The sequence below is a fragment of the Roseburia sp. 1XD42-34 genome, assembly GCF_009917385.1.
Lineage (GTDB): Bacteria > Bacillota > Bacilli > Bacillales > Amphibacillaceae > Virgibacillus.
Genome location: NZ_QWLJ01000047.1, coordinates 1 through 14,096, shown reverse-complemented (window position 1 = coordinate 14,096; position 14,096 = coordinate 1). Strand labels below are relative to the sequence as shown.

Here is a 14,096-nt window from a genome sequence, read left to right as displayed (position 1 = left end):
CTGGAGAATGAGGGATAGAATGAAAAGACAGATAGGAATTATTGCAGATGATTTAACTGGAGCGAATGATAGCGGAGTACAACTTGCAGAAAGAGGGATAAAGACATCTGTTTACTTCCAACTTCCAAAACAAGAAAAACAATTAAATAATAGCATTGTCATAGATACGAATTCGCGTGCTTTAACAAGAGAGAATGCTATAAAAAAAACAAAAAATGCTGCTCAATTTCTAAAACAAGAGAATTTTTCTTATATATACAAGAAGATGGATTCTACATTACGGGGGCATATTGGTGCGGAAATAAAAGTATTAGATGAGGTGTTTCGGCCTGAATTCATGTTTATTGCGCCAGCTTATCCAAGGCTTGGCAGGACAACTGTTAATGGGGTACATTATGTGAACCATATACCAATTGCTGAATCAGAAGTTTCTAAAGATCCAAAGCACCCTGTAAAAGATTCTTCTATAATAAAAGTACTGCAAAAAGAAGTGAATGAAAAGATGGCAGTTTTAACAACAGATATGATCCACACCACTAAAATATTTAACATGGAAATAGAAAATTGGAAACAGAGTGGAGTCCGTTACGTTATCTGTGATGCGCAAACACAAATGGATTTGTATAAGGCTGCTGTGAAAATGGCTGCAATAACACAAAACATTGTCTGGGCTGGTTCTGCAGGTTTAGCTGAAGCATTGCCATTAGTTTTATCTATTGATGGAGGGGAACAAACTCCGACTAACTTCGATAACAACACGCAAGTTATGACAGTTTGCAGCAGTTTGTCACAAGTAACACAAACCCAAGTGGCGTATGCGAAAGAACAGCCAAACGTTAGCGGTGTAGAGATAAATACGATCGATATCTTCCAAAATGATTGGCATAGCCATAAGGTGAAGTATATAAAGCGTTGTACCGACGCATTCGCCAAAGGGAAAGATGTTGTATTATACGTACCTAGTGATGATGAAATACGGCGAAAAGTGAAAAAAGTAGCGAGCGAGTTGCAGCTTAGTCCGGAACAGGTTGGAGAAAAGATTTCAGGGGCTATTGGTGAAATAGCAGCTTATATTGCTGAAAGTACTCAAAGGCTTTCTGGTTTAGTATTAACAGGAGGAGATACAGCAAAGGCTACTGCTAAATGTCTTGGCGGAGAGGGTATAAACTTAGTCAAACAGGTGGAGCCAGGAATTCCATTAGGGGAACTGATAGGAACGCAGAAAACTTATTACGTTGTTACAAAGGCTGGCTCGTTTGGAGCTGAAGAATCAATTTATCGTGCAATGCAAGCCTTGAAAGGAGTAAATGAAAATGACAAGTAAACCAATTATTGGAATCACCATGGGGGACGCAGCAGGGGTTGGTCCAGAAATCATCATAAAAAGCTTAGAGCATGAAGAAGTTTTTAATGATTCGCATCCAGTAGTTATCGGTGACGCAAAAATGCTGGAACGAGCAAAAGAATTATTAAAAGCTAATGTCAGCATTAAACAAGTCAATAAAACAGCAGATTTTACAGCAACTTCTTATGGGGAAATTTTGTGCGTCGATCTTGACATGCTTCCTGGGGATCTTAAATTTGGAGAAGTATCAGGTAAGGCCGGAAATGCTGCCTTTCATTACTTGAAAATAGCAATTGAATTAGCGAATGAAGGAAGAATTGATGCTATTTGTACAGCTCCTTTAAATAAAGAAGCTCTCCATAAGGGGGGGCACATATACCCAGGACATACAGAGATTTTGGCAAAATTAACTGGAACCAAGGATTTTTCTATGATGCTTTCATCTCCGAAATTAAAGGTCATTCACGTCACAACACATGTTGGATTAATTGAGGCAATTAATCAAATTAAACCAGACCGGGTTTATAAGGTGATTAAACTTGCTCATGACACATTATCACGTTCTGGTTTAAAACAGCCTAAGATTGGCGTTTGTGGAATTAACCCACATGCTGGTGAGAATGGGTTGTTTGGCTATGGTGAGGAAGAAGAAAAGATAGTCCCAGCTATTGCAAAAGCTGTGAATGAAGGGATGCAAGTAGAAGGTCCGCTACCAGCTGATACATTATTTTTCCGTGCCCAACGTGGAGATTTTGATATCGTAGTTGCTATGTATCATGACCAAGGTCATAGTCCAATCAAAGTACTTGGCTTAGAAGCAGGCGTGAATATCACTGTTGGATTACCTATTATTCGTACAAGCGTTGATCATGGGACAGCCTTTGACATAGCAGGGAAAGGGATTGCTGATGAAGGAAGCATGTTGGAGGCACTACGTCAAGCCATTGAATTGGCACCAGTAAAATAAAAGGAAAAAATTTGAAGGGAGCTTAAGGGCTCTCTTCTTTTTAAGAGATAAGAAAAAAAGAGGAGGTTTGTTTGAAAAAGGAGCATTAGATTAGAATTAATGGAAATTGCTTAAAAAATAGCTAACTTTACGAATAAAGAAGGGGTGCGCTTTAAACCATCAATGATGGTTTCAGGAGTACTTGCTGGAAAACGTCAAAAGGGAAACTGTATAGTTTGAACCAGATGTCGTCAATCAGGTGGAAAAGGCAACATCCAGCTATAGGGTACCTTCATAATCGTATGCTGAGTGGTGCAGGACAGGATGCACAATATATGAGTACATATTTGCCGACAGCGATGATATTTGTACCAAGTGCAAAAAGGGAAAAAGCCATTCCAAAGCTGAATATACGTCATGGGAAGATTGCGAAAAAGGAGTCAATGTTTTATTGGCATCGGTCAAGCGTATTGCTGGAGATAAGTATCGATTTCTTTTTAAGTACTTCCTGATGATTGATAAACGGTATGGAAAATGACCCTAAAAATATTAATAGCTAAATACTTCACCATGCTAGGGGAGTAGTGCACTTTATTTGAGGGAGCAGCTCACTCGCAAATGACGTTAGGGCGCTCAGTAACGCTGGAAAATTACTCACACACGACGTTAGGTCGCTCAGGAAAGCAATGAAGTCACTTCCAAACGACGTTAGGACCTCAGGAAGGTAGGGAAGTTGCTCGTAAAAGCGTTAGATGGCTCACGAATGCCAAGAATGATACCGTGGCATCATGTATTATATCTTTAAATCCTTTTAGAGGTATGTGTTTAAAGTCTATGTTTACACTTCCAAATTTTGTGATTGCGCTAATATTCATTGCAAGGATTAGAGTTAGTTTAACTGCTTTATTAATGCTACATAAGTAACACACAGGGAGAGAAGTTAGTTTTCAAAACGTTGGTCGCCCTCGTACTTTTGCCAGCATTGTAACTATTTTTACTATTGAACAGCTAGGAGCTGAAACTTCAATCACAATTTTCGATTAAGTATTATTGGGCGTTTCCGTACTAAGACCATTAAACAGAAGAATAGGAAAGGACATTAGATTCAAATTAGTTAACTATTTAAAAAATAAGTTGACAAAAGGTTAGTTACCAACTACAATCCAATCATCATACATAGTAAATTATCTGAGAAGGAGTCGTCATTAAAATGGATCAGCAAAACAAAAAGCTTCGTCTGATACTTAATAGCGCGCTATTTGCAGCTCTTACAGCAATTTTAGCGCAAATAGAAATTCCATTACCACTTATTCCGATCAGTGGACAAACCTTAGCGGTCGGTATTACAGCGACGATCTTAGGTAGTAAGCAAGGAGCGTTAGCTATGATCTGTTACGCTGTAATTGGAGCTGTGGGCGCACCTGTATTTGCGGGCTTTAGCGGAGGTGCGCATGTGCTAGTTGGTCCTTCCGGCGGATATGTTTTTGGCTTTATTGTTACTGCTTACGTTACAGGATGGATCTTAGAAAAAACCAGTTTCCGACTCACAAACGCCTTGATTGCCAATATAGTAGGAATGGTGATCACGTTAGTATTTGGGACAGTTCAGTTGAAGTTTATTTTAGACTATACTTGGAATGCTGCTTTTTTGGCCGGTATCTACCCGTTTATTGCAGTCGGAATTATTAAAGCTGTATTAGCCAGTTGGATAGGCATTGCAGTTCGCAAACGCCTCGTTCAAGCTAATTTAATTTTGGAAACGAAACAAGAAGTAGCGTGAGTTCAGCCCTTTATCCTATAGGGGAGACTTCGGAAATTGAGAAAACCTTGCTAGGTGGATTGTGTAGTCTTAATCCTGAATTGACTAGTCGAACATCCTCGCTTGGCCACGAGCAAGTTTCCCCTAACCCTGAGCGACCGATCTGCAAAACGAGTGAGTCACGCCGAACCCCGAGCAACCTTATTTCCTAAATGAGCAAGTTTCTCCGCCCCCCGAGAGAACACATTCGCCAAACGAGCATTTTCACCAACACTAAACAAGCAAGCCCACTTATAAATAGTATGATTGTCCTTACTTGCAATACAAACCATAGGATTGGTCAAGTGATTTAGCATTTCGAGTGAGTATATCTTAATTCTAACCATTAACTCTGCAAATCCGAGTTGTCTGGACCCTTGATTTGTGCGGCTTCTAAAAATCTGAATTCTTACACCTCCATAAGAAAGCGTTAACTTTCTTTGACAATTGCATAAAAATAATTGCAAATTGTTGTATTCCATGTAAAAGTTGATGATAGAAAAGCAAAAGGAAAGGTCAAAACGTTTTCAAATCCGAATGTCATGGAGGAATATGTTATAATTTTGTTCGAGAAATATAGCGAATTGTTGGAAAAATATCTATTACAACTGCTTGAACGATTTAGTTAAAAATCTGCCGTATATAAATGCATAAAATGTAAGAAACTCTTATAAACATTCGTTTTGACAAAGTTTTATTTTGGTAATATCTGTATGGAAATGGGGGGGAGTTTTATGAATATTTCCTTAATCCTTTTTTTACTGTTACTATTTATTGTTGCTCTAGGTGGAACATTGTATGTTTTTAAACAGGAAGAAAAAAAGATGAAACAATATGAGCTAGAAGGAGATACTGCGAAAAGTGAATTGCAGCGTTCTATGGAGTATGAAACGAAATCTCTGAAATCAAACGTACCTATTCTAATTTGGATATACTCGGTGACTATTCTAATAGCGTTAATCGCATTTTTTGTATATGCATTTTAATGAGGCTTTAATAGTAACATGACACATTTTAATATTTAAGTATAGAACCTTTTTGGCAGATTATTGCTGGGAAGGTTTTTTCCAATAATAGATAAGATGTCTGCCAGAATATGTCTAAGTAAAGTAAATGATACTATCATCGATGGAGCTATAATTTCATTGTCGAAAGAAACCTCTCTTACGAAGAGCAAACGATAAATGCTCGCCCTCATTCCAGTTATAGCAAACCACCTTTTTCAGTAAACGAGACCGTAGTCGCACTACTAAAATCTTCACGCCGAATAGTTATAAAATTTTTTGAGCAAACCTATTGCATAAAATACTAAAGGGGGGTATAGTATAATTATAAGTAAGCAAATTACAGTAGGAGCTGATATATAGATGACAACACAAAAGCCAGAGCATCCTGTAACTCCTAGAACAAAGGATGAAATTTCAGCAATTACAAATCGGCTGAAAAGAATTGAAGGGCAGGTTCGCGGCATACAAAAAATGGTGGAAGAGGATAGATATTGCATTGATATTTTGGTACAAATTAGTGCGATTAATGCAGCCTTGAAAAAAGTTGGTTTCTCCATTGCAGAAAGACATACGAAGCATTGTGTTTCTCATGCGGTACAATCTGGGCAAGGGGAGAATGCGATTGAAGAATTAATGGAAGTGCTAAAACAACTTTCCAAGTAAAAGAGGTGAAAGGCGATGCAAGAGAAAGAACATGTAACTCTTGGTGTTACAGGGATGACCTGTGCCGCGTGTTCCAACCGAATTGAGAAGGTATTAAATAAAATGGACGGCGTGGAAGCGCAGGTGAATTTAACTACGGAAAAAGCTAATTTAGATTTCGATCCGGAAAAAGTTTCCGTAGAAGCTATTACTGAAAAGATCGGGAAGCTAGGTTATGGTGTGGAAACAGAAAAGGTCGAATACGATATTACCGGCATGACTTGTGCTGCATGTTCCAACCGAATCGAAAAAGTACTCTCCAAACAGCAAGGAGTGACGCAAGCGACAGTTAATTTAGCCAATGAAACAGCAGTTATCGAGTACCAGCCATCATTGGTGGAAGAAAATAAATTCATTGGTTTGATTGAAAAATTGGGTTATCAGGCACAACCAAAGGCTAATAAAGAAGAAAAGCAATCCAACAAGGAAAAGCAAATCCAACATATGAAAACGAAACTCATTATATCGGCAATCTTATCGATACCTCTATTGGTAACAATGCTCGATCATTTATTTGGACTTAGCCTCCCACATATTTTTATGAATCCTTGGTTTCAATTTACTCTAGCTACACCGGTACAATTCATTATTGGCTGGCAATTTTATGAAGGAGCCTATAAAAACCTCCGCAACAAAGCAGCCAATATGGATGTACTCGTAGCATTAGGTACGAGTGCGGCTTATTTTTATAGTTTATATGAAGCAATTAAAACAATCGGCAATCCTGGTTATGGACCGCATCTTTATTTTGAGACGAGTGCGATTTTAATTACGCTTATCTTGTTTGGTAAATATTTAGAAACGAAGGCAAAAAGCAAAACAACGCAAGCTATTTCTAAATTATTGAATTTACAGGCAAAACAAGCGCGTGTTATCCGAAATGGTGAGGAAATGATGATTCCGGTAGAAGAAGTTGTTCGTGGTGACCGGCTAATTGTAAAACCAGGAGAAAAAATACCCGTAGACGGTGTCGTAGTCAAAGGACGTACTGCTGTAGATGAATCGATGCTTACTGGTGAATCATTGCCAGTAGAAAAGGATTTAGAAGATACGGTTATTGGTGCAACGATGAATAAAAATGGAACGATGGAAATGGAAGCTACAAAAGTAGGCAAGGACACTGCTTTAGCCTCCATTGTAAAAGTGGTAGAAGATGCACAAGGTTCAAAAGCCCCAATCCAACGCTTGGCAGATGTTATTTCTGGCTACTTCGTTCCAATTGTTGTCGGAATTGCCATTCTCACATTCATTATTTGGATTTCTTTTGTAACTCCGGGTGAATTGGAACCCGCATTAGTTGCCTCTATCGCTGTACTAGTGATAGCCTGTCCATGTGCCCTTGGTTTGGCTACCCCGACATCAATTATGGTTGGTACAGGTAAAGCAGCAGAGCAAGGGATTTTGTTTAAAGGCGGCGAACACTTAGAACGCACGCACCAGTTAGAGGCTATCATTTTTGATAAAACTGGAACGATTACGAAAGGAAAGCCAGAAGTAACCGACTTCACTGGCAATGATGATGTCTTACAATTAGTAGCAAGTGCAGAAAAAAGTTCCGAGCACCCGTTAGCAGAAGCAATTGTTGCTAATGCGGTAGAAAAAGACTTAGAACTATTCGATACAGATGATTTTGAAGCGATACCCGGCCTTGGTATTTCTGCCAAAGTGAATGGAAAAACAGTTCTTGTAGGAACAAGATCGCTAATGGAACAGAATAACATTGCATACCAAAGTGAAGAAACAGCGATGCAATCCTTGGAGGCAAATGGAAAGACAGCGATGCTCATTGCAGTAGATGGTACGTTCGAAGGCATTATTGCTGTTGCTGATACGGTAAAGGAAACCGCTAAAGAAGCAATTAGCCAACTGCAAAATGAGGGCTTAGAAGTTATTATGCTAACAGGTGATAATGAGCGAACAGCCAAAGCGATTGCAAAGCAGGTTGGTATTGACCACGTAATTGCACAGGTTTTACCAGAAGAAAAAGCGGATAAAGTAAAAATGATACAAGAAATGGGCAAGCATGTTGCGATGGTTGGGGATGGAATTAACGATGCTCCAGCTTTAGCCGTTGCCGATATTGGTATCGCGATTGGAACAGGAACTGAAGTAGCCATTGAAGCTGCTGATGTAACCATCTTAGGTGGCGAGCTGCTACTTATTCCAAAAGCAATTAAAGCGAGCCATGCAACAATCAAAAATATTCGCCAAAACTTATTTTGGGCATTTGCCTACAACACAGCTGGCATTCCGATCGCAGCGATTGGTTTACTCGCCCCATGGATAGCCGGTGCAGCGATGGCATTTAGTTCGGTAAGTGTTGTATCAAATTCCTTACGCTTAAAACGGGTAAAGCTATAGAGATTTAATTATTAGAAAAAACGTACTTGCTCTATAAGCTTTTATCTATAAATATTTCAATCATAGTCTGTTCAAATGGCTGGTTAAGAGCGAAAGTTCCGCAGTAGTGTTGCGGTGAGCTGCATATGTGAAAATGAAGCTGAAATAACCCAAATATAAGCTGCGGTATGTTATTTAACCGGATTTTGTACAGTCTGAAAAAGGATGAAAGGAGAGATCTTAATATGCAAACAACATTAGATGTCAGAGGGATGACTTGTGGACATTGTGAGAAATCAGTCAAAGGAGCGCTTGAAGCATTACCTGGAGTTATTGGAGTAGAGGTGCATTTAGATACAGGTAAAGTCGATGTAACCTATGATGATGCAAAAACCAATATTCAAGCGATGCGCGAAGCAATTGAAGAACAAGGCTACGATGTCGTTGTATAAGCAGCTTAAGTAAGTTCACTTTTTGGCACGGTCTTTTTCTCCAGAAATGGAGAAAAAGACCGTGCTTGTTTTAAAAGCTAAGAAAATATAAAATGAGGCGCTTGGAGATAAAGAAATAACCGAATAAGCCACGTCCGGCGCATGAGCCCAGCAACTAGGCGAATTCACGAATCGCCTCTACGATAAGTCATCATCGGTTGTAGCTAAGAGGAAGGCCGACTAAATACGGGCTTGCTGCTCAGGCGTCGGCATATCCCTGGTTTTAGTGGCATGATTTCTAAAACTTTAGTTGCTTCGCTCCAGTCGCTACGTTGCTAAACGGGCGCCCTGCGCCTTTGTTCTTTTAGAATAATCGGTGGAATAGGGAGGGATAATAAGTTCGAATGTATTTTGTAAGTTCGCTGAAAACGTGTTTAGTTAAAGCGCTCATTTGGAATGATCACTTATAGGCGCTTATATAAACTGGACAATAGGATTGATTGCACCTCCAATGTGGTGTAAAATGAGAGAAGCATAAATTTCACTGTAATAAGCGTTTGTCAAAGGTACTTCCGTACAGACAGTTAAAGATAGCATACATATGAATGAAAGTCATAGATATAAGTGAGTTTACAAACTCTGGAGTAACTTGAGCGAAGTTCTGGAGGCTTTACTATCATAAAATTGGTTCCAAAGTTACCATTAACGTTAGCATTTATAAATAATTGGCGCATTGTATTATTAAGTTTAAGTGCATTCAAAAATGGACGGATAGTAAAAACATTCTAAGATGTTGCTAGGAAGGCTACCTTAACTCCAACGTAATCCTTTCTATTTCCGTTTTAAAGTCACAAAATAATCGTTGTAACCTTGATCAGTTAAGGTGTAATCTTAATTGAAATTTCAAAAAAAATAACCAATGGAAAAAAATGTTGCAAATTATAGATGTATTCACTTGCATTTTCCTTCAGAAAAGGGTAAAGTTAAAGATGCAAAAGGAAATTGAAGTTTGAATAATACTTTACGATCTCTTTATCAAAGTGGTGTAAAAGTATTTATGATTCAATTACTTTGCACGATATTTGAATAAGGAGGTCATTTTAATGACTGGTAAAGTAAAATGGTTTAATGCAGAAAAAGGATTCGGTTTCATCGAGCGTGAAGACGGAGACGACGTATTCGTTCACTTCTCAGCTATCCAAGTTGACGGTTTCAAAACACTTGAAGAAGGTCAAGAGGTTGAATTCGAAATCGTAGAAGGTAACCGTGGACCACAAGCGGCAAACGTTACTCGTCTATAATAATAAACAAAAAGAGCTTATCTCGATAATGAGATAAGCTCTTTTACGTTATATAGAGGTGGAATTTTTCGTATGAGGGGAACTTATAAGTTTAAATCAATCTGTAAAATAAAATGCCATACGTTATTCTTGTCTCTGAACATCCTTATATTGTTAGGAGTATTTACTGCAAAAACACAGAAAATAAAGCCGAACAGTATATCCACTGTTCTACTACTTTCCCATTAGGAGTGTTATTCGTATGGCTCGACAAAACCGTAACCAGTTAGAAGTGCCAGGTGCAAGGAATGCTGTTGACTCCTTAAAATATGAGATCGCCAATGAATTTAATGTTGATCTCGGAGCTGACACAACTGCACGAGAGAATGGATCCGTGGGTGGCGAGATGGTGAAGCGAATGATAAAAATTGCAGAACAGGATCTCGCAAATAGACAAAAGTAGTAAAAGAAAGGGAGCGTGCAGCTGTGCGCTCCTTTAAAACATATAGCTTTTATACTTCGCTGCGTTAAAAATAAAAAGTGAAGCTAAAAACAAGCTAAAAAAACTTTTGCATGAATTTACGTAAAATAATTCACATGAATCATTTGTATATTTATTTGGTGATAATTACATGTAAAATCTGAAAAATAAATTATTTACGTTATTGGGAATTGTAAAATTATAAGTTAAGTGGTAATTAATAATATAAGATTACTAAACATACATGAGAATAATCTGCCTGCTTCCTTGCTATGCCTTTATTATTTTCAACCAATTTTGTATAATAATGTTATCTAATCTGAGGAGGTAATGGACGTGCAAAAAAGACTATCGATTTTTTCCAAACCAACAAGTAGGGGTGAAAAATTCAGATAGAATTAAAGATAAAGTTCCATCATTATTCGCTCCTGCTTGTTTATGAACGAAATAGACAAAATGCAGGAGGATAAAAATTTGAAACAGGGTACATTAGCATCACGTAATATTCGTGTTTTATTTTGGGCAGAATTATTTGGCAGTGTTCGATTTATTCAACCAGTACTAGCTTTGTTTTATTTCTCGCGTGGGCTTGATGAAGCGGACATTCTTTGGTTATTACTCTTTTGGAGTATTGGTGTGTTAGTTGGTGAGATTCCAACAGGCATGTTTGCAGATCGATATGGAGCGAAATTATCATTTGTGATTGGTGCACTGTTAAGTATAGTGAGTCACGGTTTACTTATTTGGGCGTACGATCCATGGTTATTTTTCGCCAGCAGTCTGTTGAGTGGCTTTAGTGTAACATTTTTTAGTGGAGCTGATGAAGCCTTCATCTACGAATCTTTAAAAGAGTCAAATGAAGAAAATATGTTAGATAAGGCACTCGGAATTATTCAATCAGCACAATTTATGGTTATGGTTGTTGTACTAATTTTAGGGGCTATTATTGCCAAAGATTTAACCGATGGTCAATTTAAATTGCTTATTGGTTTAGGCGTTTTCTTTCAGATCATACAAATTGTTCTACTTTGTTTTATAAAGAATCCAGCCGGCCACGGAAGCTACCAGGAAAATCCTTTCAAACAAGTGAAAGAAGGAATGCTTGCGATAAAAAAAGCACCCCAGCTCGTATGGATGTTCTTAAATATTACTCTTGTATTTATACCAACAGTAGCGATATTTAATAATTTTAATGACAAATTACTTCGTGATGCTGGCTTGCCAGTTTATTTAATTGGCTTTGTACTTGCAGGGCTATCCATATTTAGCTTTTTTGTTTCGAGGTCAATCGGATGGATGACCTCTCGAATTTCACGGATCGCACTTTTATATATAACTGGTGGAATCGCAGTATTCAGCTTGTTGTTGGCTGCTTTTTTTCGAGAAACACTTTGGATTTTATTTATTATTATGATGCTTATCCATTTTGTTGGAGCCGTTCGCTATCCGGTATATGCTCAATTAGCTAATGATATAATTCCATCGAATGTAAGAGCGACTACTATTTCGTTGCTATCAATCATTGATTCTATTTGTGATTTGGTTGTTTTTAGCAGTATAGCAAGCATCGCGGCTTTTGGCTTTGAAACGATGTTCCTCGGAGCTGCAGTTATTGCAATTATAGGTAGTTTATTGCCAATACATCCAGTCACGATACGGAAAAACGAATCGTAACTTTTACAGATGAAAAACTTGGAAAATAATATTAAGCATGTTATAAAAAAGTAACCTCTTAGTACATTAGGTAAAAGGTTGCAATAGATATTACTCGTTTGATAATAAGTGTGAACGTGATGCAGTTAAGTCACATTCACACTTTTGTCTAAAATTGTCGTTCTTCCCAATCCAGTTTTCCATTCTATAGAAATTACTTCTCCTCTGGAATGATAATGGCGTGAAACTTTCGCTTGCGCGGACCATCAAATTCGCAAAAATAAACGCCTTGCCACGTACCTAAAACAAGCTTGCCGTCTTGAATAATAAGTGTTTGCGCATGACCTACGGTGCTTGTTTTTAAATGTGCAGCCGTATTTCCTTCAAAATGCTTATCCATTGGATGCTCCCAAGGGTATACTTCTCCCAATCGCATGAGCATATCTGTTTGAACATCAGGGTCAGCATTTTCGTTCACCGTAATTCCAGCAGTCGTATGCATGGAAGATACGACAATTATCCCTCCAGTAATTTCTAGCTCTTGAATCCATTCTTGTAGCTGACCTGTGATGTCGATCATATCTGAGTGTTGGTTCGTTTGAAGTGTAAATGTTTTTTGCATCATTCCAACATCCTTTCCGATTTTTAATATAAGTAGATGCTTCCGTATTAATAAAGGTTGTCCAGATAGAAAATAGTGTGGACTTTAAATGTACCTCACTTTTTAATCTTCATGATCCTCTAGTTTTCTCCCTCCTACTAATACGTATTATATCGATAACCTAATCTTTAAGAAATCAAACAGGAGGAGATGAGTCTTACGCAAAACAACGTTCATCGGATTTTCATATTGTTATGCTAAAATAATGGTTGTCGGGCATTTTTGTGAAAAATTCCCCTATATTATATTTGCACATTTATGTGGAATGCTGGCTAACATCATGAAACATACTGGGAATTTAGCTATTCATATGTAACTGGCAATAAGATTTGCTCTCCTACCTACAAGATGAAACCTAGGAGGACAGGCTGAGGATTTCAAGACCGATTCTGAACCTCTTACAATCTGTGGGTGAAAGAAAATCTCCACTAATTGAAGTTTCGCTTCTCGATAATTTTTTGCGGTTGGACCCATTTTGGGCAAACCATACATAATCTACTTGACAACAAGATAGAAAGCGAGTTGGTCCCTATTTTTGTAGCTTATTTTTTGATTGGCCTGGTTGCCTGCACGGCCGGAGCGATGGCTGGTTTAGGTGGAGGTATTATTATCAAGCCTTTGTTGGACATGTTAGGACATTACGATTTATCAACCATTGGTGTTCTGTCATCCGCAACGGTCTTTTCCATGTCGGTTGTTTCTTTAATAAAAGCACGAAGTTCTAATTTGGAGATAGACCGGGGGAACAGTTTATTTATTGCAATCGGCTCTATTATAGGAGGCTTTATTGGAAAAGGAATCTTTAATCATTTTGTTGTTAATTCTGGTCTATCTACGATCATAGGTATCTTCCAATCAGCTTTATTATCTGGTTTATTAATTATTATTTATATATTTATGAAGTATAATCATAAGATAAAAACCTATCATGTGCAAAAACGCTTCGTCATTTTATGTGTAGGTCTTGTTCTAGGCCTGTTGTCAGCGTTTTTAGGTATCGGCGGTGGTCCACTAAATGTAGCTATATTAGTGTTTGTTTTTTCCATGAGTACAAAGAGTGCAAGTGTTAATTCTATTTTCATTATCTTTTTTTCACAGTTATCTTCACTAATTTTAGTAGCCACTTCCACTGGGTTTGCGCCATATAATTTATCTATGGCTTGGTTCATGATACCAGGTGGTATTTTGGGAGGAATTATTGGAACTAATTTAGTCAGCAAAATATCGAATAGATGGATTGAACGCATTTTCAATGGAACACTGCTAATGATTATCCTGATAACGCTATATAATATTGTCATTCAGTTGATATAAGGACTTTGAAATAACCGAAAAGATTAGATACTTATTAAAAAAGATTTGCCAAACAAATAAAAGAGAGCGTAAAATAATTTGTGTAAATGAATAAATAGAAAAAGGAAGACCTTTTCTTGTAGAATCAAGTTACCACAC

Annotated in this window: 13 protein-coding genes; 12 read left to right on the top strand and 1 reads right to left on the bottom strand. The window is 37.8% G+C overall.

What is annotated here, in order from left to right; all coding sequences use genetic code 11:
- The first annotated feature begins 19 nt into the window (after positions 1–19).
- The 11 genes from D1839_RS17950 to D1839_RS17900 all read left to right on the top strand — a co-directional run bounded on the left by D1839_RS17950 (position 20) and on the right by D1839_RS17900 (position 12,004).
- A complete protein-coding gene (locus D1839_RS17950) occupies positions 20–1,324 on the top strand; it encodes a four-carbon acid sugar kinase family protein (protein ID WP_120381174.1) in 1,305 nt (434 codons plus the stop codon).
- Positions 1,314–2,312, top strand: a complete 999-nt coding sequence (gene pdxA / locus D1839_RS17945) for a 4-hydroxythreonine-4-phosphate dehydrogenase PdxA (RefSeq protein ID WP_120381173.1) — start codon at positions 1,314–1,316, stop codon at positions 2,310–2,312. Before D1839_RS17950 ends, pdxA begins: the two co-directional genes overlap by 11 nt.
- A gap of 314 nt (positions 2,313–2,626) precedes the next feature.
- On the top strand, positions 2,627–2,803 hold the full coding sequence (locus D1839_RS17940) for a hypothetical protein (RefSeq protein WP_158589697.1): 177 nt from the start codon (positions 2,627–2,629) through the stop codon (positions 2,801–2,803).
- A gap of 698 nt (positions 2,804–3,501) precedes the next feature.
- On the top strand, positions 3,502–4,071 hold the full coding sequence (locus D1839_RS17935) for a biotin transporter BioY (protein ID WP_120381172.1): 570 nt from the start codon (positions 3,502–3,504) through the stop codon (positions 4,069–4,071).
- Between the two features lie 752 nt (positions 4,072–4,823).
- The gene (locus tag D1839_RS17930; protein WP_120381170.1) at positions 4,824–5,075 is read left to right on the top strand and encodes a hypothetical protein; all 252 of its coding nucleotides are present in this window, start codon (positions 4,824–4,826) and stop codon (positions 5,073–5,075) included.
- A 381-nt stretch (positions 5,076–5,456) separates the two neighbouring features.
- Complete coding sequence (locus D1839_RS17925; RefSeq protein WP_120381169.1) at positions 5,457–5,759, top strand: metal-sensing transcriptional repressor; 303 nt, start codon at positions 5,457–5,459, stop codon at positions 5,757–5,759.
- 15 nt (positions 5,760–5,774) lie between these two features.
- Positions 5,775–8,159, top strand: coding sequence for a heavy metal translocating P-type ATPase (locus tag D1839_RS17920; protein ID WP_120381168.1), 2,385 nt, complete (start codon positions 5,775–5,777; stop codon positions 8,157–8,159).
- 224 nt (positions 8,160–8,383) lie between these two features.
- The gene (gene copZ / locus D1839_RS17915) at positions 8,384–8,590 is read left to right on the top strand and encodes a copper chaperone CopZ (RefSeq protein WP_120381167.1); all 207 of its coding nucleotides are present in this window, start codon (positions 8,384–8,386) and stop codon (positions 8,588–8,590) included.
- 1,082 nt (positions 8,591–9,672) lie between these two features.
- Complete coding sequence (gene cspD / locus D1839_RS17910) at positions 9,673–9,870, top strand: cold-shock protein CspD (RefSeq protein ID WP_120381166.1); 198 nt, start codon at positions 9,673–9,675, stop codon at positions 9,868–9,870.
- Between the two features lie 241 nt (positions 9,871–10,111).
- A complete protein-coding gene (locus D1839_RS17905) occupies positions 10,112–10,312 on the top strand; it encodes an alpha/beta-type small acid-soluble spore protein (protein WP_050351293.1) in 201 nt (66 codons plus the stop codon).
- A 492-nt stretch (positions 10,313–10,804) separates the two neighbouring features.
- Positions 10,805–12,004 (top strand): MFS transporter, encoded by a 1,200-nt coding sequence (locus tag D1839_RS17900; protein WP_120381165.1) that lies wholly within the window; start codon positions 10,805–10,807, stop codon positions 12,002–12,004.
- A 193-nt stretch (positions 12,005–12,197) separates the two neighbouring features.
- Here D1839_RS17900 and D1839_RS17895 read toward each other — a convergent pair whose 3' ends face one another.
- Positions 12,198–12,605 carry a secondary thiamine-phosphate synthase enzyme YjbQ gene (locus D1839_RS17895; protein WP_120381164.1) on the bottom strand — a complete coding sequence of 136 codons (408 nt, stop codon included), beginning with the start codon at positions 12,603–12,605 and terminating at the stop codon, positions 12,198–12,200.
- Positions 12,606–13,193: 588 nt separating this feature from the next.
- Here D1839_RS17895 and D1839_RS17890 point away from each other — a divergent pair.
- Complete coding sequence (locus tag D1839_RS17890) at positions 13,194–13,958, top strand: TSUP family transporter (protein ID WP_207710073.1); 765 nt, start codon at positions 13,194–13,196, stop codon at positions 13,956–13,958.
- Positions 13,959–14,096: the final 138 nt, after the last annotated feature.